At 44.7% G+C, this 23,842-nt stretch carries 19 protein-coding genes; 1 reads left to right on the top strand and 18 read right to left on the bottom strand.

All coding sequences use genetic code 11. The features are described 5' to 3' along the window. Nucleotides 1–41: 41 nt before the first annotated feature. From CDO33_RS05195 to CDO33_RS05165, 7 genes are all read right to left on the bottom strand, one after another. Nucleotides 42–947 carry a radical SAM protein gene (locus CDO33_RS05195; protein WP_161496593.1) on the bottom strand — a complete coding sequence of 302 codons (906 nt, stop codon included), beginning with the start codon at nt 945–947 and terminating at the stop codon, nt 42–44. Nucleotides 948–960: 13 nt separating this feature from the next. Then, a complete protein-coding gene (locus CDO33_RS05190) occupies nt 961–2,316 on the bottom strand; it encodes a nitrogenase component 1 (protein ID WP_103082745.1) in 1,356 nt (451 codons plus the stop codon). After that, nucleotides 2,309–3,676: a nitrogenase iron-molybdenum cofactor biosynthesis protein NifE gene (gene nifE, locus CDO33_RS05185; protein WP_103082746.1), complete on the bottom strand. Its 1,368-nt coding sequence runs from the start codon at nt 3,674–3,676 to the stop codon at nt 2,309–2,311. Before nifE ends, CDO33_RS05190 begins: the two co-directional genes overlap by 8 nt. A 75-nt stretch (nt 3,677–3,751) precedes the next feature. Continuing rightward, a complete protein-coding gene (nifK, locus tag CDO33_RS05180) occupies nt 3,752–5,119 on the bottom strand; it encodes a nitrogenase molybdenum-iron protein subunit beta (RefSeq protein ID WP_103082747.1) in 1,368 nt (455 codons plus the stop codon). After that, on the bottom strand, nt 5,113–6,726 hold the full coding sequence (nifD, locus tag CDO33_RS05175; protein WP_103082751.1) for a nitrogenase molybdenum-iron protein alpha chain: 1,614 nt from the start codon (nt 6,724–6,726) through the stop codon (nt 5,113–5,115). Before nifD ends, nifK begins: the two co-directional genes overlap by 7 nt. Nucleotides 6,727–6,755: 29 nt before the next feature. Further along, nucleotides 6,756–7,139, bottom strand: coding sequence for a P-II family nitrogen regulator (locus tag CDO33_RS05170; protein ID WP_103082748.1), 384 nt, complete (start codon nt 7,137–7,139; stop codon nt 6,756–6,758). Nucleotides 7,140–7,152: 13 nt separating this feature from the next. Continuing rightward, nucleotides 7,153–7,479 (bottom strand): P-II family nitrogen regulator, encoded by a 327-nt coding sequence (locus CDO33_RS05165; protein WP_103082749.1) that lies wholly within the window; start codon nt 7,477–7,479, stop codon nt 7,153–7,155. A 274-nt stretch (nt 7,480–7,753) separates the two neighbouring features. Between CDO33_RS05165 and CDO33_RS05160 the strand changes: the two genes are divergently transcribed. Continuing rightward, nucleotides 7,754–9,118 (top strand): DDE-type integrase/transposase/recombinase, encoded by a 1,365-nt coding sequence (locus CDO33_RS05160; protein ID WP_207655289.1) that lies wholly within the window; start codon nt 7,754–7,756, stop codon nt 9,116–9,118. A gap of 429 nt (nt 9,119–9,547) precedes the next feature. Here the strand turns inward: CDO33_RS05160 and nifH are convergent, their stop codons facing one another. The 11 genes from nifH to CDO33_RS05105 form a co-directional block, all read right to left on the bottom strand. Beyond that, nucleotides 9,548–10,366 (bottom strand): nitrogenase iron protein, encoded by an 819-nt coding sequence (nifH, locus tag CDO33_RS05155; RefSeq protein WP_103080848.1) that lies wholly within the window; start codon nt 10,364–10,366, stop codon nt 9,548–9,550. A gap of 591 nt (nt 10,367–10,957) precedes the next feature. After that, on the bottom strand, nt 10,958–11,998 hold the full coding sequence (locus CDO33_RS05150; protein WP_161496459.1) for a uroporphyrinogen decarboxylase family protein: 1,041 nt from the start codon (nt 11,996–11,998) through the stop codon (nt 10,958–10,960). A 133-nt stretch (nt 11,999–12,131) separates the two neighbouring features. Further along, entirely contained in the window at nt 12,132–13,172 is a 1,041-nt protein-coding gene (locus CDO33_RS05145; protein WP_103080850.1) for a zinc-dependent alcohol dehydrogenase, read from the bottom strand. 4 nt (nt 13,173–13,176) lie between these two features. Further along, nucleotides 13,177–15,096, bottom strand: coding sequence for an alpha-galactosidase (locus CDO33_RS05140; protein ID WP_103102775.1), 1,920 nt, complete (start codon nt 15,094–15,096; stop codon nt 13,177–13,179). A gap of 89 nt (nt 15,097–15,185) precedes the next feature. Next, nucleotides 15,186–16,898 carry a type 2 periplasmic-binding domain-containing protein gene (locus CDO33_RS05135; RefSeq protein ID WP_103080852.1) on the bottom strand — a complete coding sequence of 571 codons (1,713 nt, stop codon included), beginning with the start codon at nt 16,896–16,898 and terminating at the stop codon, nt 15,186–15,188. Nucleotides 16,899–16,961: 63 nt separating this feature from the next. After that, complete coding sequence (locus CDO33_RS05130; RefSeq protein WP_103080853.1) at nt 16,962–17,858, bottom strand: carbohydrate ABC transporter permease; 897 nt, start codon at nt 17,856–17,858, stop codon at nt 16,962–16,964. Nucleotides 17,859–17,869: 11 nt separating this feature from the next. Next, a complete protein-coding gene (locus tag CDO33_RS05125) occupies nt 17,870–18,802 on the bottom strand; it encodes an ABC transporter permease (protein WP_161496460.1) in 933 nt (310 codons plus the stop codon). Between the two features lie 238 nt (nt 18,803–19,040). Beyond that, nucleotides 19,041–19,751, bottom strand: coding sequence for a response regulator transcription factor (locus tag CDO33_RS05120; protein WP_103080855.1), 711 nt, complete (start codon nt 19,749–19,751; stop codon nt 19,041–19,043). Next, complete coding sequence (locus CDO33_RS05115) at nt 19,748–21,490, bottom strand: cache domain-containing sensor histidine kinase (protein WP_161496461.1); 1,743 nt, start codon at nt 21,488–21,490, stop codon at nt 19,748–19,750. The genes CDO33_RS05120 and CDO33_RS05115 overlap by 4 nt, the downstream gene beginning before the upstream one ends. Before the next feature lie 636 nt (nt 21,491–22,126). After that, the gene (locus CDO33_RS05110; protein ID WP_103080857.1) at nt 22,127–22,921 is read right to left on the bottom strand and encodes an ABC transporter ATP-binding protein; all 795 of its coding nucleotides are present in this window, start codon (nt 22,919–22,921) and stop codon (nt 22,127–22,129) included. A 1-nt stretch (nt 22,922) separates the two neighbouring features. After that, nucleotides 22,923–23,816, bottom strand: coding sequence for an ABC transporter permease (locus CDO33_RS05105; RefSeq protein WP_103080858.1), 894 nt, complete (start codon nt 23,814–23,816; stop codon nt 22,923–22,925). Between the last annotated feature and the right edge of the window lie 26 nt (nt 23,817–23,842).

The following is a 23,842-nucleotide window of genomic DNA, read 5'->3' as shown; positions in this document are numbered from 1 at the left end:
AAACCTCCGGTTCAATTGGATATTTCAGAGGTAATGGCGCTTTAAATTGCGCACTGCGGCAGCTCATCCCCGAGCTTTCCCACAGCGTCGGCTCTACACTGCCTGCAATGGCACATCTGCGGCACTATATCCTCACATTCCTTTCTTAAATTGCTTATCTCTTTATTGCTCAATGGCTCTTGGTTTTCATAATCCGTATCCTTTACCGGGATTAAAGACATGATGTTGGTATAGGTAACCCCCAGGCTCTTTACCTTTTTAACTATGTCCTTCACGTGAAAATAATTTACACCCTTTATCACAACGATATTGACTTTGCACATTATATCCAAATCTTTTATGATTTCCAGCCCTAACAGCTGGTTTTTCAATAAAATCTCCGATGCTTCCCTTCCTCGGAATCTTTTGCCTTTATAGTCTACATAATCATATATTTTCTCACTGACGGCCGGGTCCACCGCATTAATGGTCACCGTAATGTGGGAAATGCCCATCTTTTTCAACTCCATGGCATATTCCGGCAACATCAGTCCGTTTGTGGATATGCAGATGGCTATATCGGAATGATCTTCCGTTATATATCCAATGGTTTTTTTAACATTGTCGAAGTTGGCCAGTGCATCCCCTGGCCCTGCTATCCCCATGACCGTCAGGTTTTTCAATCTTTTTCTGTAATGTTCAAATATCTTCAGCGCTTCTTCCGGGGTCAATAGGTTGCTGGTCACCCCAGGTCTGCTTTCATTCTGGCAATCATACTTCCTGTTGCAAAACTTGCACTTTATATTACACGCCGGTGCTACCGGAAGATGTATTCTGGCACAGTCATGGGCATTTTTGTTGAAACATGGATGTTTTAATGTTTTGTTTATGGTATTATTGGATAAGCCGGTTCCCCAAAGCGGATCCTTTCCTTCAGAGCCAGCTTTACATCCCCTGCAATTTATCATAATCCTCCCCCCTTCAAGTGTTCCCCTGACGGCAGAAAAACTCACTGTACAATTTTTGTCTATAGCTTTCATTCTTCAAATCCAGCAACGTATTTGTGATATCATCCAGAAACCTCATGCTTCCTCGATAGCCTGCAAATAGCTTTCTTTGAGCTCCTATATGGTCATGTATCGGAAATCCTATTCTGATTAAGGGTATGTGCTCTTTTTCCCTTATGATTTTGCCATCGGAATTTCCTATTAGCAGGTGGGGTCTTAGCTTTTTCACCTGTTCATGTACATACTCAAAATCCGTACCGTCAATCGCCTGAGTTCCCTTCGCTGCAATCAAATTCCTGAATTTGAGGTTTTTTGAACCGGTAGCCGCAATCAAAGGTGTAATACCGTTTTCAAGGCAAAGGCTTGTTACGGCATATACCGTCTCGGGATCTCCGAAAATGGCAACCGTCCCTTCACCGTTATATTTATGGGAGTCAATCATGGCATCCAGCAGCCTGCCTCTTTCCACAGCAAGGCTTCCGGGAATTTGCTTGCCTGTGATGCCGGACAGAGTTTTTATCAGCCAGTCCGTATTTCTAATCCCTATGGGAATAGGGCATCGGTATAAGGGCACTCCATGCTCCTCCTCCAGGTATTTACCGGGACTATACCTGTCATCTATGGAGACAGACATCTCAATGGTAGCCCTGGCTCCGGACATATTCTTTATAACATCAATCCTTGTACCACCTTCGGGTATTTTTTCATAATCAGGTTTATACGGGGCATCCAGTGTATCGGAAAAGTCGGGCATCAGCACATAATCCACATGAAACAGCCTCAGAATCCTCTTGATTTCTCTTATATCCGCACAGGTCATATTGGGTATGATTATGTTTACCTTTCCGTTGGGTTTCGCTTTCTTCCGGTTATAATACTCAATAATGCTCCTCATGGTATGAAAATACCCCTCAAAATGGGAAGCTCCGTATCCCGGAGTATTTACCGGTATTATGTCAATATTTCTGATATCCTTCTTTTCCTTAAACTCTTCTATGATCCTTCCTATATCCTCTCCGATGGTTTCAGCCAGGCATGTGGTGAGAACTCCTATCACCTTCGGGTTGTATAATTTGATCACATTCATGAGGCCGTGTTTAAGATTCCTGCTGCCGCCGTATACGGTGCCGTTCTCGCTTAAGGAGGTGGAGGCAATGTCTACAGGTTCATTAAAATGAGTGGCCATATGCCTCCGGATATATGTGCTGCAGCCTTGGGAACCGTGCATTAAAACCATGCTGCTTTCAATTCCTTTGAATGCCAGTGATCCCCCCATCGGCATGCACATCTTGCATGGATTGACGTCCAAATTCACATAATTCCTATTCATGCAGCCCTCCTTTCCTGACAAACTCCCACACCGGACTGTTCAATGTAAGATCCACCTCTCTTGCAAAATTCACAGCTCCTTCAAAACCGATCAAAGGATGCTTTCTTTCATGATTGTGGTCAATAAAAGCCATTCCCAGCTTATAAGCCAGAGGTCTTTCCTTGACTCCGCCTACCAGCAGGTCCGCTCCCTTTTCCTTCATGAATTTCTCCAGTTCCGATGGGTTTGTATCATCCAATATCACAGTGCCTTCCTCCACCAGCTCCCTGATGGTTTCATATTCTTGCTTTCTTCCTGTCTGGGTTCCTACCATTACAGTCTTCATGCCCAGCTCACTGAACTGCTTTATCAAAGAAACGGCTTTGAACCCTCCGCCTACATATATGGCAACTTTCTTCCCTCTGCATTTTTTTCTGTATTTTTCAAGGACAGGTTCAACCTCCGCCACCATAATCCTTATCAGTTTTTCCGTCTTTTTCTTTACTTCCTCATCCCCTGAAAGCTCAGCCAATTTTATCAATGAGCTTACGGTATCCTGAATACCGAAAAAGCTGACCTTCTCATAAGGTATACCGAACTTCTCCTTCATCCTTTCAGCCAGATAAATGCTGGATCCTGCACACTGCACTATATTGAAGGAGGCATTCCGGGCTTTTCTCAATTTCTCGACAGTTGAATCACCGGTCACTCCGGTTATCATATTAAGGCCTATCTCTTTGAAGTAATTGTTCACCACCCAGATTTCACCGGCCAGATTGAAGTCTCCGAGATAATTAAAGGATCTGGGGTCCTTGACGCCCCTTTCATATTTTCCGCCATCCATCAGGCTGATAATAGCGTCACAAGCTGCCTTGTAGCCATCTTTTTTGCTTCCTGCAAATCCGGTGGACTTCACCGGTATGACCCTGATGCCGTATTTCCTTTCGGCCGCTCTGCAGACCGCTTCTATATCGTCACCTATAACCCCCACAACACAGGTGGAATAAACAAATACCGCCTTCGGAAATTTTGCCCTTACGATTTCATCAATGGCCTCAGACAGCTTCTTTTCTCCGCCAAAAATGATATCCTTCTCCTCCAGGTCTGTGGAAAAGCTGTTCCTGAACATTTCCGAACCGCTGCTGAGGCTCCCTCTTATATCCCATGTGTAGCTGGAGCAGCCGATGGGGCCGTGAACAATATGAAACGCATCCGTTATCGGATTTAACACCACCCTGGCCCCGCAATACACACATGCCCTCTGGCTTACTACACCGGAAACACTGTGCCTATCACAGCTTATGCCCTGAATCTGATCTTTTTCCTTCACCAAAATATGGCTTTTTCGTTCTTCCAGCGGGTAAGCTTCCAATGATTTCATACCGGCTCCTCCTTTCTAAAGTGTTTTGGCAACTGCCGGACAAAAATGAAAATTGTATTATAGAGGTAATTTCCCTCACATAACCAGTTCAAAGTCCTCCTCCGGGCATTCCCTGTCGTATTTATCCAATAGGGCAGTGCTTATCTTTTCGATTATCCTCATGGCGCCCTTGTATCCGACCACAGGGAAATAACTGTGGCCTACCCTGTCCAGAATGGGGAAACCCATCCGCACCAAAGGTATGTTTTCAGCTCTGGAAATGTATTTGCCATAGGTATTGCCGATAAGCAAATCCACCTTGTCATTTTTTATCCACTGGTGCAGCTCCATCAAATCACCAGCGGCCTTCACCCTGAAATCCTCTATGCCGGCGGATTTCAGGATATCTGTCACATCCTTTTCAAAAGCGCTGCCCGGAGTACCGGTTAAAACGTACTTAGGAATCATCCCCAGGCTGACGGCAAATTCTGTCATGGAGGTCACGATATCGGGGTCCCCAAAAATTGCCACCTTCTTGCCATGGTAATGATTATGAATGTCCACCATAAGGTCTACCAGCTGTCCCCGTTCTTCCTCCAGCTCCTTGGGAACTTCCTTTACGGTCATTTGCAGGAGCTCCATTATAAAGTCATCGGTTGCTTTTATGCCTATGGGCACCTTCAAAACATGAGCTTCCACTTCGCATTTCTTTTCCAGCTCATAAGCTGCCGCTTCCGATGCAAACTTTCCCAGGGCGATGGTACCAAAGCAGTTGCCCAGATCCTTAAGCTCCTCCACCGTAACTCCTCCTTTCGGATACATTACATACTTGCCGGTGTTGGGAGAGTTCAACACGCCGCTCGTGTCCGGAAACATTATAAAAGGTATTCCGATAAGTTTCAGTATTCTCTTTATTTCCGCCATATCACTGGGTTCGACAAATCCTGGTATTATAGCCAGCTTATTATTGCCGCCGTTTTCATCCTTGCTTGCCAGATGGGTTACCATTGCCTTGGTCATGTTGGAAAATCCGGTGATATGGGAGCCTACATAGCTGGGAGTGTTTGCATATATCACTGTTTTACCTTTTGGTATGTTTGTGCTGGAAATGATTTCGCTCAAATCATCTCCTATGGTCTCCGACAAGCAAGTGGTATTAACAGCCACTATCTCCGGGTTGTATATCTCGAATACGGTTTCAAGGCCCTTTTTCAAGTTGGTCTTGCCTCCAAAAACACAGGCTCCTTCAGTGAAGGAACTGGTGGATGCCACAATAGGTTCCCTGAAATGCCTTGTCAGGTGCATCCTGTGAAAGGAACAGCAGCCTTGGGAGCCATGACTGTGAGGAAGGCAACCGTGTATTCCCAGGGCGGCATACATGGCTCCGATGGGCTGGCATGTTTTGGCGGGATTTACTACTAAGGCGCTTCTTTCGGATATTTCCTTCGGGGTATTGTTCAGCATGCTTCCTCCACTCCTTCCTTCTCAATTTTCCCTTTCAATATGGGCTCCTTCTTCCACGGAGGAACTATATAGCTCCATGCCGGAGTATGGATTCCGGCAGCCGTATCCCTTGCAAAATTCACTGCTCCCCTGAATCCGGCGTAAGGTCCGGAGTAATCATAAGAATGCATTTGCTTGGAGTAAACCCCCATTTTCTCCACGATGTATTTATCTTTTATACCCGAGCCGAAAAATGCCGGTTTCAATGCCTTGATGAACATTTCTGTTTCGAAGTGGTTCAGATCATCTATGATGATGGTGTTGTCTTTCATATCATGAATCATGCCCTTGTATTGGTTTATAGGTATCTCCTTTTTCAGTTCTTCCAGCTTCTCCGGCGACATCCTCAGCCTATATTTCCTCTCGTCCTTCTCCACCGTCAGTTCTTCAATGTTTCTTGTGTCCGCATCCAGCTTTATATACGGGAGGATATCCCTTCCCTCATAATCATCACGGTGTCCGAATTCATAACCGGCCATAACGGTTTCCATGCCTATTTCCTTAAGCAACCCCTGGTAGTGGTGGGCTCTTGACCCACCCACGAATAAAACTGCCGTTTTTCCTTTACACATTTCCTTATAGCGGTTGATTTCATCCTTTATATCCTCTATTTCCTCCTGGATAACCCTTTCTGTCCTTTCCATCAACTCTGCATCTCCGAAGTATTTTGCCATGTTCCTAAGGCTGTTGGAGAAGTTTTCTATCCCTATGAAATTGACTTTCATCCACGGCAATCCGTATTTTATTTCTATCATGTCGGCTATATAATTTATTGATCTGTGGCACTGCACCAGATTCAAATCCGCATTATGGGCCTTGGCTATATCGCCATACTCCGCATCTCCGGTGAGGGTTGCAATTACCGTATAACCAATCTTGTTAAGCACTCTTTTTATCTCCCATTCATCCCCACCTATGTTGTATTCGCCCAATATATTGACAGAGTATTTTTTCCTTTGGGCTTCGGGTATGTCCTCCGTTCCCACCACATCCTTCATCAGTTTGTTGTTGGCGATATGGTGGCCTGCTGACTGGCTTACACCCTTATACCCCTCGCAGCTGAAGGCCAGAACGGGTATTCCGTATTCCTCCTGGGCTTTCTTGGCTACCGCATGGATGTCATCCCCTATTAGGCCTACGGGGCAGGTAGCGGCTATCGATATGGCTTTCGGATGAAAAATTTCCACCGCTTCCTTGATGGCCTGGGCTAATTTTTTTATGCCCCCAAAGACTATGTCACTCTCCTGCAAGTCGGTGGTAAAGGCATATTCTAAAAAACTCTTGCCGCCTTCCCTGGCTTTTCCTTTATTTCTCCTGGCTGCCCATGTGTAGTAGGAACATCCCACCGGACCGTGGGTAATATGCACCATATCGATTATGGGCCCGATCACAACACCCTTGCAGCCGGCATAAGCACAACCTCTGTTTGTTATAATGCCTGGCAAGGTTCTTGTATTGGCAGATATCTCTTTTGGGCCTTCCGGTTCTTTGACCAAAATATGCTCCTTCCTGTTTTTCATAACCTTAGCCGGGTATCTGAACAATATCCTGTCAACAATCTTGTTCATATCATCCTTCATAACAGCGTTCCCTCCCTTTAGATTGCATCAATTCCTGTTTCTCCTGTTCTAACCCTGATGACCTCATCGACAGGACAGACGAAGATTTTTCCATCTCCCATACTGCCCGTCTGGTTGGTCTCAATTATTATGTCTACTACCTTTTTTACATCTTCATCGGCTACCACAAGGGACAACATCCTCTTAGCCAATAATCTGTCATTTCCTGCTATGCTCTCCATCAGCTCCGGCGGGCTTATCTCCTCTTCTGCGACAAGTTTCTGGAATATTTCCGGCTTCAGCATCTTTTTGCCCCTCCCATTAACCTTCTTGCAGACAAAGGCTGGATAGCCGGCTTCAGCCAGAGCTTGCTTTGTATCACCAATCTTGTTGATTCTGATAATGGATACGATCTCTTTCATTGGCAAAACCCCTTTACAACTTATTTTGGCCGCTGCTGATGGTATATACCTCTTCCACCGTGCTCACGAATATCTTTCCGTCGCCGTATGCTCCACTGTCACCGGTTCTGGCATTTTTTGCAATAATTTTTACTACCTCGTCCTTATCTTCATCCTCCACCACCATCATCAGCATCTCCTTTTGAAGCTCATCGTAGTGAATGTTGCCTACCTTGATCCCCCTTTGCTTTCCCCTTCCTACCACATCTATCTTAGTGACCGCTGGATAACCTGCATCCATCAGCTCGTTTAATATCAATGAAGACTTCTCAGGCCTTACAATGGCTCTGATCATTTTCATAAAATCACTCCTTTTAAAATTCAGGTAGTGTCAAAAGTTTTGATATGCTTTTGACCTCTAACCCTTGGTTTTACTTGCTTTTATATTATTAAGGGTTTTACCCTCATTTAACTGGAAATTAAGAATGTATAGAAAGGCAAAGGTACTTGCCCTTTTTTTGGTATAATGTTGTTGCTGGACAACCCCCAAAGAAAGGAGTTAAGTACCTTTGAACAACATTATAACAGTTTTACTACTATACATTCAAATACAAGCTAAAATTATCATTTACCTCATGTGTGCACTCTTTAGTAAAGGATCCGTCCGCAAGTACTACGATGAGCCTGTTAGGAAGCCTTACCGCAAGCTTGTGGTGGATACCATGCCGATTATTGAGACACTTGAGAAGCTTGATTATAAGCAGCTTATTTCAAATCATCTCAAGGAAACCGGTAAGCTTATAACCCCTATTACAAGGAGAAAAGCTTCTACAGTCCCTGATACTATGGCCTGCCCAAGATGTGGAGCTCCTCATGAATACCTTTACGACAATACCGGTGGTAAAGGCCAGTACTTATGCAAAGTCTGCAAGTGCACTTTCAACAAGAAAAACCGTTACCTAAAAAATCTCATCTTCCTCTGCCCCCACTGTGGAAGGACACTGGAACTTAAGAAAGAGCGTAAGGACTTCAACGTACATAAGTGCACCAACTCCAAGTGCCCCTATTACCTTGACAGGCTCAATTCCATGTCCGAGGAAGACAAGCAGCGCTACAAGTCTTCTCCACATGATTTCAAGCTCCATTACATCTACAGGGAGTTTGATATTGACTTTGAGCCTTTGGTAAGAAAGCCTTCCCAGCCTCCGAGTGTAGATATATCAAGGCTTTATGTCTCTCCTCACGTCCTGGGGCTGATACTTACATACCATGTCAATTTTGGCCTTTCTACCCGGATGACAGCTGCCCTTATGCGTGAAGTACATGGTGTAAGTGTTTCTCATCAGTCGGTATCAAATTATGCCGATGCTGTTGCCACAAACATTAAACCCTTCATTGACAACTACAAGTATGATCTCTCAGATTCCATCTGCGGGGATGAGACGTACATAAAGGTTCTGGGCAAATGGCATTACGTATTCTTTATATTCGACGCAGTAAAGAAGATTATCCTCTCATACCCCGTCTCTGCCAACCGTGATGTTAAAGCTGCAATTTATGCTCTTGACGAAGCATTGTCCAAGTTCGATAAGCTTCCTGAGGATCTTACCCTGATCTTTGACGGGAACCCTATTTACATGCTTGCTCAACACTATTTCGCCCAGTACGGCATCCACTTTGACATAAAGCAGGTAATCGGTCTTACCAACGACGACCCTATCTCCGAAGAATACAGGCCTTTAAAGCAGATCATCGAAAGGTTAAACCGCACCTTCAAGGGAAACTACAGACCCACCAACGGTTTTAACAACTATGCAGGTTCAGTATCCTTCCTTACACTGTTTGTAGCCTACTTCAACTTCCTAAGGCCTCATTCCTCTCTGGAAGGCAGGGTGCCGGTGGTCTTAGAAGAGCTCAAAGACCGGCCTAATATGCCTGCCAGGTGGGTTACACTCATTAAAATGTCCCAAGAATACATCAAAGCCCAACAATCTGCTTAAGGAACGAAATTCATCCTCTTATTTTTGTAGCATAGCATAGCAAAACAGTCGCCGCCGAACCTGTGGAGTTTGTGGGTAACCCGCTGATTTGAGGGGTGTGGGTAACTTGTGTGATAAAGTGTTGGCAACACGCTTTTCGTTGCCAATGCTTTATCCACTTGTTATCCATGCCTCGGGCGGGTTATCCATCAAATCCACAGGTATTATATTCCCATGGTTTTTCTTGTTGCTTATTTGGTTTCCAATGTGCATATTTGGTAAATACTCTCATTTCTGGCGTCAAAATTTTATTCTTTCATAGAACTTTTGACACTACCAAAATTCATTTATTTATGATCCTATTCTCCAGGTATTTATGCGCTGGCATGCCTTGGATAACCTCCCTGTCCGATTCCCCATTTCACCCTTTGGCCGTATTGCGGGCATTGCTCATCCTATAAAGCCGTATTCCATCAATATCTCCTCCAACCTGTCCTGGGTCATCGGTTTTGGAATTACAAACATATCATTGTCCTGTACTGCTCTGGCCAATGCTCTGTATTCATCCGCCTGGCTGTCGGTAGGATCGAACTCTATGACGGTTTTTTTATTGATTTCCGCTCTTTGAACCACATTGTTTCTTGGAATGAAGTGGATTAACTGACTGCCCAGCTCGCTGGCGAAGGCTTTAAGCATTTCAAACTCATTGTCCACATTTCTGCTGTTGCATATTATTCCTCCCAGCCTTGTTCCGCCTGTATTGGCATATTTTTGAATACCTTTGCAAATATTGTTGGCGGCATACATGGCCATCATCTCCCCGCTGGCTACTATATAGATTTCATCAGCCTTGCCTTCCCGTATGGGCATCGCAAAGCCACCACATACCACGTCCCCCAACACATCATAAAACACAAAATCCAAGTCGTCGGTATACGCTCCCAGCTGCTCCAGCAGGTTGATGGAAGTGATAATTCCTCTTCCTGCACATCCTACTCCCGGTTCAGGGCCTCCGGATTCCACGCATTTTATGCCTCCGAATCCTTCCTTCATAACTAGGTCCAGATCCACATCTTCTCCTTCCTCCCGCAAAGTATCCAATACGGTTTTTTGAGCCAGTCCGTTAAGAATCAGCCTTGTTGAGTCCGCTTTAGGGTCGCACCCCACTATCATGATCTTGTTGCCCATTTCAGCCAGGGCAGCCGTTAAATTCTGTGTTGTGGTGGATTTTCCAATACCACCTTTGCCGTAAATAGCAACTTGTCTCATAGCACCATCCCTTTCTTTTTAAATTCATCAATCATTGTTAAAATCTGGATATCAATAGAATAAAAGTATCTATATTAAAACAGCGCTATCCGGGATATTTCCGAATAACGCCGTTGTCACTGCCAAAAGGGTATTTAGCTCAATGCAGGGATAACTCCCTTTTCAAAGGATGATAAGCTGATTGCAGCATCTCAGCTGTAATTTTATGACGCGGTTTGACAGCAATGGACTGAATTCCGCCTGCAAATATAATTTAATGAAGTTTTTTGGAGACCGTATATATAAAACTGTATATGTAAAAACGGCGTTATCCGGTTTATCCAAATAACGCCGCTGTCATTACTTTAAAAATATTCAATTTAAAAGAGGCGTCATTCGTAATGTTTACGAATAACGCCTTCGTCACCACCAAGAACATCAGTATGAACTTAATTATATATATCTATATAAAATAGCGTTATCCAGTTCTTCTGAATAACGCCGTTGCCACTCTTCTAATCCTAAAATTTACTTTTATAAGATTTTAACATATCAAATTATACCCGTCAAGAGTTTTTTTGCAATAAAGGAATTTTTTAATTCTTTATGCCTTCAACCTTTTTTATTTCGCACTGTGTCTATCATAGCATGGATATTTTCCGGGGGAGTTGTGAAAGAAAGGGGACAACCGTTAGCCATAACGAAGCCTCCTTGTCCGCATGCTGAAATTTGCCTTAGGGTTTCCTTCACAACATCTTCCTTGCTCCCTAATTGCAAAGTGTAAACACTGTCAAGATTTCCAAACAGGCAAACCTGTCCTTCCAGCCTCCTGTATAGGGTACCGACATCCAGATTGAAGTTTTTCTTGCTTTCCTCCACCATCAGCCCCTTTACCCCCAGTTCTTTTATATCCTCCAAAAGGGGATTGATGTCACCGGTAAAATAAGTCACCGGAATCAACCCCATTTTCGCCACTGCCGTGTAAAATTTCTTCTGCGCTTCGAAGATAATGCCCCGATACAGGCTTGGTGACATGATATCGGCTGAGCAATATGTCTCTGAACCGATATAGCCATCTCCCCCCATCTCCTTCAAGGCTTCCATGCGGGGCAGCAAGGCTTCATAGCTCCTGTGTATGAGATATTCCATTCTGTCCGGCTTATCCATAAGGGAAATGAGTCCATTCTCAAAACCAACGCAGCCATGGGGATCCAGTATCCAGCTGATGGGATTTCCTTCGTTGAGCATCAGAACACATTCCCTTCCATACCTTTCAAAAAGTATGCGTATGTGGTCAAAAACTCCGCTTTTTATTATCTCGTCCTTGGCGGGATAGTTGGATTCAATATATTCGTCAATGACCGAATAGGATTCGAGCTCATATACGGCTTCAAATATCCGCCTTTTTTCCTTTTTTACAGCTTCGCTCTCTTCAGTTCTTGATGCGCCGGTGGTAAGATGGAACATATCGGGCTTGAATTCTTCATAAAAGAGGCTATCTATATCAGCCAAATCACGACCGGTCAAGCTCCAGGCTTCAGCTTCCCTGTCATAGTCTTTGAGAAAACCGGCATATTCAAACTTATACAACCCCCACCAGTGGGGAGTGACAGGAATTTGCTCCGTGATTTCGCAGTTTAAAGTTTTTATCATGTTTTCTCTACGGTCTATGTTCATCATCACCTTTCATATAAGCTTGGTGCCAAATTGCAAATTATCAATTCCTTCGCCGGTGGTATCAGAAGCTTTCCATACGGAAAGCAACGTCGATTGGCTTGTTTACCGGTCAATCCCATGGATGGATGACAGCCTTCAGAACATTTTCATCCGGGTTCTCAAGACATGCAAAAGCTTCTTCAATTCTCTCCAGCGGAAAGGTGTGAGTCACCATATCGTCCAGCCTGATAACCCCGGATGCCGCCATACGAAGAAGCGGCTCCCACACTGACGGGTTTCCCACCGCGCCATATACTTCCAACTGCTTCATTATTATCTCCTTAACAGGATAGTCCATGCTGGCATCATCCTCAGGCAGGCCATAAAGTATCATGCGTCCGGCCCGCCTGGTAACACCGGGCATCAGCGCAATAATGCCGGGGGATCCGGTAGCATCAATTACCAGGTCGGCACCGATGCCGCCGGTCTCTTTCATTATAGCTTCTTCAGCATTTTCCTTTTTTGTGTTGATTAAAATATCCGCACCAAATCCCCTCGCCCGCTCAAGACGAAAGTCATTCCTGGCTACTGCGATAATTTTCCCTGCTCCCATTGCCTTGGCTCCCTGAATAAAACCGATTCCAGCTGGTCCAACGCCAAACACCACCACTGTCTCGGAAAAGCGCACCCCAAGGCGGTACAATGCTCCCACCGGGCATACAACGCTTTCCATAATTCCAGCACCATCGTCGGACAACTCATCGGGTATCCGGAACAGGTTTTTAGCTGGAGCCGCCATATACTGGGCGTAAGCACCATTGTTGGGAGTAAACCCGATTTCCGTCATCTCCGGGCACAGATGCCGCTGCCCGGAGATGCAAAAGCGGCATCTACCGCAACCTATGGAAGTCTCCACCACTACCCGGTCACCAATATTCCATCCCTCAACTGCATCACCCACCTGACAAATTTCTCCGGCCACTTCATGCCCGAGAATGTGGGGCGGTTCACCGTACCTAAACCTTCCGGTATATACATGGAGGTCAGTGGCGCACAATCCGGCACTCATGACTTTAACGAGCACCTGATCCCGTGTAATCCGCGGCACTTCCACATCCATTACCTTGATTTTACCTATCTCCGTCCACACTGCAGCTTTCATAGTCTCCATGCTTTTACTCCTCTCCGTCCATCTTTAGACGTATCCGCACAACCTCGGAGCTTTCCTCCGGCATATTGGAGAATACCAGTCCTTTTGATTCCAGATCCCTGCCTGAAGCAGTCATGGATTTTTCCGCGTCCGTATACACAACCTCATAGAGCGCATCCCCTACAAGCCCTCTGGGGTATACTGTCTGTTCCTCTCTGGCCTTTTGCAGCCTGAAAGCAAAGACAATGGCCTCCCCCCGGGCATTGTTAAACTGGAATACCGGAAACCGCTCACCCATACAGCCCACTACCGGTTGGGGGGTAAGGCGGTGTGCATCCCCGTTTAAGATATAGTCTTTGTATATCTCCTCATAGAATTGGCCTAATTCCTTAAGCCTTTCTTTGCACCAATCCGGCATTTCCGGCAGGCGATAGGAGAATCCCGGAACCCCCATCAGAACCGCCCGGATCATGTAATCAAATTTGTATCGTTCCATGTCCTCACTGATGGGATTCAATATCCCCAAATTGTGGGTTTGAAGTACTTGAGACCAGCTGAAATGAAGCAGCGCACTCTGATGCAGATAAGAAAGGGCTCCCCAATATACCTGCAAATGGAATTCAGTATAGTCAGGATCGCTTAAATGGCTCCAGTGGGTGAGGGATGCTATCTTTATATCGTCCCTCAGACCTCCGGAAGCGCAATTTTCAATAACCACATCAGGGTATTTCCTATGGATTTCCTCCAGCAGCCGGTAATATCCTACATAGTGGGCATGCAATCCATCTCCCGGACCGTGCCCATGTCCTTGAGCGTTACAACCGGGAGCAGGGTCCAGGTTAAAATCAAATTTGATCCATTTGGCACCATATTCCCCAAGGATCTGATCCACCACAGACATCGCCCATGCTCTGCCTTCCTCACTGCCAAAGCAGACATAGCCCAGTGACTTGCCGTCCCTTTTAGCTATAATATGACCATGGGTATCGTTGAGCTTTGCATCCTTGCCCACCGCTTCTATTTCACACCATATGCCCGGCAGAATTCCAATCTTTTTCGCATTGTCACAAAGGGATTTCATTCCTGAAGGGAAATCCTTCTTATTCACTATACTCCAGTCGCCACGCTTTTCATACCAGCTTTGCCCGTCTTCATTTCCACCGAACCATCCGGCGTCCATCATTGCATACCGGCAGCCCAGTTCCTTGGCAATCTTTGCATTCTCTAAATATATGTTTTCATTGATGTATTTGTCTTCGTAAGGCCACCATTCATTGTATTCCAGTGGCACATCAGCAATCCCGCCGTCATTTAGCAGGCTTAACCGCCTGCGGAAGAAACGGCGCATTTCCAGCGAAGCGTCTTCCAGTGTTTTACCTTCAGCCAGATAAACTGACGCGGACTCGAACCGTCCCCCGGGTGGCACATCGGTGAAAAATCCGTCATACGAATGTCCCATAGTAAAATGGAAACGCCCTTCTTCAGGAGTCACCGTACAGTTCCACGATCCGGACCAGGCCAGCGCCGCCGAATAACAGCGACCGGAAGTCACCAACCCTGCCCAGGGAGAAAAGCCTTTGCTGGATCGCCCGGAAACGGAGCCAAAAGAAAACTCGCCGCTTATCTCCTGTTCATGGGGATAAAACTCAGAGCCCCAATCAGAAGTAAAATATCTAAGGTTCATACTATCGGAAGCTATGGATACCCCGGTATCCAACTGGTACAGCCTCACCGGCCTGTCAGTTTCATTATAGAAGACTGCAGTGTATTTAGTCACTGCAAAATCCGGATCGCGCAGAGCTATGATTTCCACCCGCAGGTTGAGCTCCAAGAAACGCCTGTACAACTCTTTCCGGGAACCATCTTTCAGCTTTTCTGTGGTATGCGCTGCCAGCTCATGCAGATAGTCCATAGCATTGTATCGTATCCTGTAAACCAGATTCATCTTTTTATCTCCTTTCCCTGTGATAAAACATATCCCCTGCCCAAGGCGGGGGATATGTTTAAGAGAAGTTACTTGTTATTAATTATATATTATTTGCTAACCTTAAAATTCTTAATATACTGCTCTCTCTCGGCTATTATTTCATTTATTCCGAGTTTTCTGCAAGTCTCTCCCCATTCATGGACGATCTTTTCTACTTCATCCTCGGAATTTGCAGTCAATACCCTAACCCACAATTCTACCTCTCCATCCTTTATGGCAGTAAACTTCTGAGTCTCTATCTCGCCCGGGAGGAAATAATAATCCAGGGTAGGCTCCATATTTGCAACATAATGATCGCGATATTCCTTCTGATTTTCCCAGCTTAACTTATTGTCCTCTCTTAAAAGGGATGCCGGAGTGCCCTGCTTATCCAGAATGGCAGGCAAATTATATACCAACTGGGCATAGTAACCGACACCATATGCGGCGGCTTTGTTCCAGTCCATGTTGTTGGTCTTTTCCAGGAACTCAGATGTCATTTCCACCTTGCCTTCCGCATTTAAAACATAGGACTCTCCTTCGATGCCGTACTGCACGAGAAGCTGCCCTTCCTCGGTTGCCATATAATCCATTACGGCCAGGAAATGGCGGAGAGCTTCCTCATCCACTTTTTTGTTTATAATGACCGTTGACCAGCTGCCAACCCAGTTTGTCCAGTCTGCCAAACGGCTCTCTTTTACTTTTTCGGAAGCATACATTGTTGGTGGTGCTACATACATAATGTTCGGCACGGTCTGTTTTGCATTGTCACCGTAAGTATTCATATCCCAGTATGCGACGGAGATAGCTGCAGCCAGCCCTGATGATGCTTTTTCCTGAATCATGGCCTGCTTCAAGGTAAGGGTCTCCTTGTCCAGCAATCCCTCTTTAGCCAGACTGTAGATATATTTTGCAGCCTCTATCAGTTCAGGGCTGTCGTTATACAGATAATTCTTTATCTTATATCCATCCTTGGGATCAAAGGGCAGTTTGTAGCTTTCATGCTGTCCTACCAATGGGAAGAAAGGTTCATACAGCTTTTGAATACCGTCTAAGTTTTCACCCAAAACAAGGCCGGTTACAGGCTGACCGTTTACTTTAATCTCATTTATGCTGCGCTTCAAATACTCCTTAAATTCTTCGGGAGTATCCGGATAATCCATACCCAATTGGTCGAGGAAATCCTTACGCACGAACAAGCCGTTAGGGATGTCATGCAGCACATCATTTCCGCGTCCCGTCTGGGTTGGAATAAAATAGTTCTTGCCATCCTTGGTTTTGAAAAGGTTCAGCTCAGGATATACCAGGTTATATATGTTCTCATAATCTTTGATGATATCAGCTACATCCCATATCTTGCCGCTTTGCCCCAGCTTCTCATAGATAGTCCTGGTATAGCTGTCGTTTGCGCCAAAGAAGATTTCCGGCACTTCGTCGGAAGCCACCATGAGATTCAGCTTCTGAGTATAGTCATCAGAAGTGGGAACAGTCATTGGGATATACTTAATACCGAAATTGGTGCGTTTTTCGATTTCAGGAGTGACGAAGTCCTTATCCTCTTCCGGTCCCGTCCAGCCCTGTTCGAAAAAGGTCACCTCTATGCTATGGTGCTTGGCAAATTCAGGCCACTGGGATGCCAGCTCAGGAACCTCTCCGTTGGTTTCCTGGGTGGTGGATGGAGCATTCTTGTTCTCACCCTTGTTTCCGCAGGAAGCCAAAACGCCCACTGTCAGCAGCATAGCTGCGGATAGAGCAACAACACGTTGAAACTTTTTGTTCATAATGTTCTCTTCCTTTCTTTTACCGTTATTTTTGGCAATTTATTAAAAGACAATGCTTTCGCATCAGCCTTTTACCGAACCTACCATAATACCCTTTATAAAATATTTTTGGGCAAATGGGTAAATCATGAAAATAGGAACTACAGTGATAACCAGCATGGCCATTTTTAATGATTCAGGAGTAATACTGATCTTCCTCGCCATAGCGCCGCCGGCGGTGGAAAGATTCTTTTCCTTGAAAAAGGCCATCATATCCGTTCCCTGCAGTATACTAAGAAGAAGAGTCTGTAACGGCCAGAGCTTTGAATTACTCACCATAATGGTACCATCCATCCAGTCATTCCACTGTCCGATTCCTGCCAGCAGTATGACAGTGGCGAGGGCAGGCTTGAGAAGGGGCAGTATAATGCGCACGAATATGATCCAATATCCTGCTCCGTCCAGGAATGCACTCTCTTCCAATGATTCCGGCAATTCTTTTATGCTCACTCGCAGCAGCATAATATGGAAAGGAGTTGCCAGCCAGGGAATCACATAAACCCATATTGTATTCGTCAGCCCCAGGGACTTGCATATAAGGAAATAAGGAATTATTCCCCCTCCGAAATACATCGGGATGACAATCATCCAGTTAAAGAACTTCCTGAACGGCATATCGGACTTGCTTATTCCATAGGCAAACATGGCATTGACAAGGGTTCCGAAGGTAGCAACCATGACAGTTCTGAAAACTGAAATGAAAAAGCTGCCAATAATTCTGTTATCCTCAAACAGCTTAGCATAATTCTCCAGGGTGAATTTCCGCGGGAAAAAATATATGCCTCCGCGCATTGCATCCGTACCATCATTAAAGGACAGGGCAATAACGTATATGAAAGGATACAGGCAGATGGCAGCAAACAAAGTCATTACCACAACATTGAATATATCAAAGGTTCTTTCCCCTCTAGACAATTTCATAGCCTCACCCCCTAGACAATCGATTCGTCAATGAATTTCTTGGATACCCAGTTTGTGATGAAAAACAGCAGCAGGCCTACGACGGATTTGAACATTCCAAGGGCAGCACCGGTGGAAAGGTCATATATGGAGCCGCTGGTCAGTGTGCGAAGCACGGCGGTATCCAGAATATCTGCCATATCCCTTACTGCAACGTTGCCCATGGTCCACAGCTGATCGAATCCTGCATTCAGCAGCCCGCCCACCTGCATTATAAAAAGAAGGGCAATGGTGCCTGAAATAGACGGTATGGTTATATATATGGCCTGCTTGAATCGGCTGGCCCCGTCTATTTCTGCGGCTTCATATATTTCAGTAGGTATTGTTGCTATTGAAGATATATAGAATATGGTATTGTAACCCAAAGATTTCCATAATTCCGTAAATATTATGATCGGATAGAAAAGAGCCTTATTCTGCATGAAAAGAATCGGATCACTGATCAGTCCAAGCTTCAAAAGGATTTCATTGACCACGCCCGAAGACGAAAGCATGCTGTACCATATACCGGAAACTATAACCCAGGAAACAAAATTGGGTATATAAGTAATAGTCTGCACTGTTTTTTTGAAGCGCTGATGGCGCAATTCATTAAGCATCAGTGCAAAAATAACCGGCATGGGAAAACCTATAAGCAGCTTTAAACCACTGATCACCAGTGTATTACGCAATGCACGGCCGAATACTGGTGTACTGAACACTCGGGCAAAGTTTTCGAAGCCTACCCATTTACTTCCAAAGAAGCCCGATACAGGATCGTATAGCTGAAATACCATTACCAGGCCACCCATGGGAAGGTAGGCGAACAAAATCATTATAATAGCTCCGGGTATCAAAAACAGGTAAAGTGTGCGATATTTCTTCATTAGATGTCTTGTCTGGTCTGAAAGCAATATCTTCTTCATTAAGCTTCTCCCCTTTACTTCTCCCCTTATAGCAAAAGCGGATAGAGCACTCATATCTATTTTTACTATAGCATTGTCAACTTGATTTGTAGTTGGACAATGGGAGGAGGTATGTGGAGAATCTCCATATTTTATTATTTATTTAAACATAACTTTAGCAAAGCATTGACATTAGAATAGCCTTGCATTTCCTTCCCGGTGTTCCCCTGCAGCAAGAAAGTTCTTTGCCGGAGCAGCATTAATTTCCTATGCCATTTCTGAATTCGGAGGGTGTTTTGCCGGTTTTCTTCTTGAAAATTCGGTTAAAATAATGCTGGTCTTCATATCCGACGGAAAGGGCTATGGATTTTACACTCTGACTGGTTTTGGTCATAAGCTCCACCGCCTTTTTCATCCGCAGTGCCGTCAGGTAATCGGTAAAGTTGTATCCCAGCTTATTCTTGATCAAGCTGGAAATATATTTAGGACTGAAATTGAACTTTTCCGCCAATATTTCCAAGGTCAGCGGAGAAGAAAAGTTCTGCTCGATATATTGGATTATACGTTCGCTTTCCGGCAGCATTTCCGAATATTTGCCTTCCAGCTTAAGTACACACTTCTTCAGCGCTTCCTCCAATTCGGAGTTTTTAACCGGCTTTAAGACATAACTGTTTACACCAAATCTCATAGCTTGCTGAGCATAGTCAAATTCTGCATATCCGCTGATTATTATGAACTGGGTAACACGGTCTATTTTCCGCACTTCCTCGATAAACCTCAATCCATCCATCACAGGCATTTTTACGTCGGTAATCACCACATCCGGTAAAAGCTTTTTATAGCATTCCAGGGCCTCTTTGCCATTTTCAGCCTCTCCTACAACACGCGCCCTGATATCTATCTCTTCTAAGGAAAACCGTATGCTGCTTCTCACCAGCGGCTCATCATCAACAACTAAAACAGTTATCATCTTTTAATTGCCTCCTCTTTTGTCATTTTCGCAATCCTTATCCGAATTTCCGTATACTCATCCGGCACACTCCGGATAGTAAGTCCATAGCCTTCTCCATACAGTAGGTACAGCCTTTCCTGTATGTTCTTTAAGCCTATGCCGAAATCGTCGTTGGATATGGTGCCTTCGTTATCATATATATATTCCTTGAGTTTTTCAAGCTTTTCTTCCGGAATGCCCACTCCGTTATCCCGGATTATAAATAAAATATCTTCATCGTCAAAACCGCCTCGTATATCAAGCCTGTATCCGCCGTCCATCAGTTCCATGCTGTGGCTTATGGAATTTTCAACAATCGGCTGGAGGATAAATCGCATCGTCCAATAGGAAAGCACTCTTTCGTCGATATCGTAGAAAACCTGCATCCTGTTGCCGAAGCGAACCCTCTGGATATCCAGGTAGTTCCGTATATGATCTATCTCATTGCGTATCTCCGTCATAGAGCTGTTGCTTCTGTTGATATTGTAATGAAATATGTCACTCAGCTTTTCGATCATCTCAACCACGCTTCGGGTATCCTTTTGCTGCGCAAGGGCTTTGATGGACTGGAACGTGTTGAATAGAAAATGCGGATTTATCTGCTTTTGCAGCGCATCTATCTCCGCTCTTTTCCTCAGCACCTGGTTCTGCCTTACGGAGGCGATCAGCGCATTAAAGGAATTGATCAGATCCCCCATCTCATCCTCCAGCTTTAAGTCGATTTGTCCTGCAAATTCTTTTTCTTCCACTTCATGAATGAATTTAATCAAGGTCTTCACCGGCCGTGTATAGGCATTGGATATAAAACGCGCCGCTACAATGAGGAGCATAACTGCCAGAGCGGCTATGACAATTACCAGCAGTTGGAGGTTTAGAATCTGCGCTTTGGCATGGTTCTTGTCTGCAAAAGCTATGAAACTCCATCCGGAAGCCTTTGATTTCCAAGAAGAGTAATAATAATCCCTGCTGCTGCCAAAGGCATAATTGCCGCTGCTCCTCAGCTCGCTTCGCAGTTCTTCCAGTGAAAAATCGCTTTTGAAAACAGAAGAATCAGAAGCATATGCAATCTCGCCCTTATCATTTAACACCAGCAAAAACCCGTTTTCCTCAAAGCTGGTACCGCGGAGAAGGTCATCCAATATGGCTTTGTCAATGGCTGCAATAATGTATCCGTCGGTCTCCCAGTCATAAACATCTCTGACCTTCAGGGCATAAGCAAAATGCTCTTTATCGGAGGACGCCGGAGGAATGAAATCCGACATGATGAAAGTTCCCTCCAGGGCATTCTCCATCCTCCCATACCACTCCATTTTTTCAACACCTTTTTTGCGGAAATCCGAGGTGACGTCTTCCGGATTTGAGGACATAATATAATGATCTTTTTTCGCTATCACATAAATATTAATCCAATCATAAAATTCATGGATGTTCTTCAGATAAGCATAGGAATTATGATGAACCAGATAGGATCCATATGCGTCATAATTGCCTTTTATCAGCGACTGAACACTTCCTTCCCTGCTTGTAGTCATGACTGTATTTTTAAGGATGTCCATGTACTGGTCGAATATGTTGACAGTCTGTTTTGCCTGGTTGTCCAACAGGTTTTTTGCGGCCTCATATAGAAAGCTGCCTGAAATACTGGTGGCAATGTATGCCAGGGAAAAAGCCAGAAATATACCGATAACACTGATAATGGCAAATAATTTGTTAGCCATCCCCCGAGGTGCGATTTTTCGAAAGAATGAACCAAATTGCCTTCGGATTTTCAAAATAAAATCCCCCCCATTGACCATTGATAAATACCATGTCGGGATTTTCATACAGTGATTTGTCATGTTCTCTGGAAAAAGCCATTCCACCAAAGCAGCAAATAAAAAAGTCTGCTTAATTCAAGCAAACCTCTCTTACCAAAACAAATAAGCGCCTCATAAAAAACCTGCAAAACCATGAACAGTCTTAATTTAAACTGAACAAAGGTGTCACAGTATGGTTCTCAAGCCTATATGAGTTACTCTTTCCTGCATGTCAAGCTTTATGCCGACTATTTATGTATATTTTATAATACTGGTATTCAATAGTCAAGGTTATGGGAAAGCTGCCAAAACCAAAAGTCTTCGGTTTGATACCGCTGTTTTGGGCTGAGGGTTTAGCAAACCTGATTCTTTTGAAGTTTAAATGGAGGTTTTGGGTAGAAGTCTCCAGTTGCGGGAGAGGTCCCTCACACTTGCTTGGTTTCAATCCAGTGGAGGTATACCCTTAGACTTGAAAACAGCAGGGTACCCTCAACCGTTAGAGATGGGTACCCTTTATCATTTCATTATTAATTTGATGAATATTTATAGGGGATTATGTTAGGAAAGCAGCGCCCGGTCATTTGCAAATTCCTCTCCACTGGCCTTGCCAAAGCGTTTTAACAAATCCTCCACCGTAAGCTTTTGCTTTTCCTCTCCCTTGATATCCAGAATAATCTGTCCATCATACATCATAATCAGACGGTTACCATGCCTTATGGCATCGCGCATATTATGGGTAACCATCAAAGCAGTCAGTTTATTCTCTCCTATGAGCTTATCCGTCTGCTGCAGCACCTTTTCCGCGGTCTTGGGATCAAGAGCTGCCGTGTGCTCATCCAGCAGCAAAAGCTTCGGCTTTTTCAATGTTGCCATCAAAAGCGTCAGAGCCTGCCGCTGGCCGCCTGATAAAAGCCCCACTTTGGTGCTTAATCTGTTTTCCAAACCCAGATCCAGCTGTTTTAACAGTTCTCTGTACATTTCCCTTTCCTTATTGCTTATCCCCCATTTTAAGCCACGCCTCTGGCCACGGCGAAAAGCTAAAGCCAGATTTTCCTCAATTCCCATGTTGGATGCAGTACCCATCATGGGGTCCTGGAAAACACGGCCAAGGATTGATGCACGCTTATGTTCAGAAAGCTTTGTTACATCGACACCATCAATTATGATAGAGCCTCTGTCTATCGGATATACCCCGGCTATGCAATTCAGAAGCGTGGATTTGCCTGCACCGTTTCCACCGATTAATGTGACAAAATCGCCTTCTTCCAACTTTACACTGACATTTCTCAAAGCTACCTTTTGATTTACTGTTCCTGGATTGAATACCTTGTATATGCCATTAACCTGCAGCATTTCACTCACCCTCCTTAATGGTTATCCTTGCAGGGTGAATATAGTTCTTTATGGTGGGCAATGCTAATGCCACTGCCACCGTAATTGCCGTAAAGAGCTTCAAATCATTGGCAGGCATGCCCATCTTAAGCACAAAAGCTATGATTATGCGGTAAGTTATCGCTCCTAATGCCAATGAAACCAGCCTGCTGTAAAAGTTTCTCTTGCCGAACAGCACTTCACCTATTATAACAGAAGCCAATCCTATTACTATGGATCCTGTACCCATCTGCACATCTGCAAAGCTCTGGCTTTGTGCGATCAATGCACCGCTTAACGCCACCAGACCATTGCTTATTACCAAACCCAGAATTTTAGTAATATCAGTATTTATACCCTGGGCACGCACCATATGGGGATTATTGCCTGTAGCCCTAATGGCGCAGCCTATTTCCGTCCCAAAGAACCAGTATAAAATGGATATCACTGCCAATACGCATATCAACCCCAAAGCTATGACAGCATTATTACGGCTTAATCCAAGGTTTTCAAACACCGTATACACCGTGTTCATTTTGAGCAAGGATACATTAGCCTTACCCATTATGCGCAGGTTGATGGAATACAGAGCTATCATCGTAAGGATACCCGACAGCAAAGCAGGAATTTTCAGCTGTGTATGCAGCAAACCTGTCACAAGCCCCGCAGCCATTCCTCCCAGCAATGCCAATCCTACGGCAATATAGGGATTTATTCCTCCAGTAATGGCCTGGGCAGCGATTGCAGCGCCCATGGCAATACTGCCTTCTACCGTCAGATCTGCTATGTCCAATATGCGATAGGTTATATAAACACCGATGGTCATTACAGCCCACAACAGGCCTAGGGAGACCGCACCTAAGATTATCTGCAACATTTCATCCACCCAATTCTATATTTTTA

This window comes from Clostridium thermosuccinogenes (assembly GCF_002896855.1).
Lineage (GTDB): Bacteria > Bacillota > Clostridia > Acetivibrionales > DSM-5807 > Pseudoclostridium > Pseudoclostridium thermosuccinogenes.
The sequence above is the reverse complement of the archived record's forward strand: the minus strand, read 5'-3'. Positions and strand labels throughout refer to the sequence as shown.

What these genes read in the sequence shown, in the direction of transcription:
- CDO33_RS05195 (WP_161496593.1), bottom strand. Translation starts at nt 947, where the DNA reads ATGATAAATTGCAGGGGATGTAAAGCTGGCTCTGAAGGAAAGGATCCG.
- CDO33_RS05190 (WP_103082745.1), bottom strand. Translation starts at nt 2,316, where the DNA reads ATGAATAGGAATTATGTGAATTTGGACGTCAATCCATGCAAGATGTGC.
- nifE (WP_103082746.1), bottom strand. Translation starts at nt 3,676, where the DNA reads ATGAAATCATTGGAAGCTTACCCGCTGGAAGAACGAAAAAGCCATATT.
- nifK (WP_103082747.1), bottom strand. Translation starts at nt 5,119, where the DNA reads ATGCTGAACAATACCCCGAAGGAAATATCCGAAAGAAGCGCCTTAGTA.
- nifD (WP_103082751.1), bottom strand. Translation starts at nt 6,726, where the DNA reads ATGAACAAGATTGTTGACAGGATATTGTTCAGATACCCGGCTAAGGTT.
- CDO33_RS05170 (WP_103082748.1), bottom strand. Translation starts at nt 7,139, where the DNA reads ATGAAAGAGATCGTATCCATTATCAGAATCAACAAGATTGGTGATACA.
- CDO33_RS05165 (WP_103082749.1), bottom strand. Translation starts at nt 7,479, where the DNA reads ATGAAAATGATCAGAGCCATTGTAAGGCCTGAGAAGTCTTCATTGATA.
- CDO33_RS05160 (WP_207655289.1), top strand. Translation starts at nt 7,754, where the DNA reads ATGTGTGCACTCTTTAGTAAAGGATCCGTCCGCAAGTACTACGATGAG.
- nifH (WP_103080848.1), bottom strand. Translation starts at nt 10,366, where the DNA reads ATGAGACAAGTTGCTATTTACGGCAAAGGTGGTATTGGAAAATCCACC.
- CDO33_RS05150 (WP_161496459.1), bottom strand. Translation starts at nt 11,998, where the DNA reads ATGATAAAAACTTTAAACTGCGAAATCACGGAGCAAATTCCTGTCACT.
- CDO33_RS05145 (WP_103080850.1), bottom strand. Translation starts at nt 13,172, where the DNA reads ATGGAGACTATGAAAGCTGCAGTGTGGACGGAGATAGGTAAAATCAAG.
- CDO33_RS05140 (WP_103102775.1), bottom strand. Translation starts at nt 15,096, where the DNA reads ATGAATCTGGTTTACAGGATACGATACAATGCTATGGACTATCTGCAT.
- CDO33_RS05135 (WP_103080852.1), bottom strand. Translation starts at nt 16,898, where the DNA reads ATGAACAAAAAGTTTCAACGTGTTGTTGCTCTATCCGCAGCTATGCTG.
- CDO33_RS05130 (WP_103080853.1), bottom strand. Translation starts at nt 17,858, where the DNA reads ATGAAATTGTCTAGAGGGGAAAGAACCTTTGATATATTCAATGTTGTG.
- CDO33_RS05125 (WP_161496460.1), bottom strand. Translation starts at nt 18,802, where the DNA reads ATGAAGAAGATATTGCTTTCAGACCAGACAAGACATCTAATGAAGAAA.
- CDO33_RS05120 (WP_103080855.1), bottom strand. Translation starts at nt 19,751, where the DNA reads ATGATAACTGTTTTAGTTGTTGATGATGAGCCGCTGGTGAGAAGCAGC.
- CDO33_RS05115 (WP_161496461.1), bottom strand. Translation starts at nt 21,490, where the DNA reads ATGGCTAACAAATTATTTGCCATTATCAGTGTTATCGGTATATTTCTG.
- CDO33_RS05110 (WP_103080857.1), bottom strand. Translation starts at nt 22,921, where the DNA reads ATGCTGCAGGTTAATGGCATATACAAGGTATTCAATCCAGGAACAGTA.
- CDO33_RS05105 (WP_103080858.1), bottom strand. Translation starts at nt 23,816, where the DNA reads ATGTTGCAGATAATCTTAGGTGCGGTCTCCCTAGGCCTGTTGTGGGCT.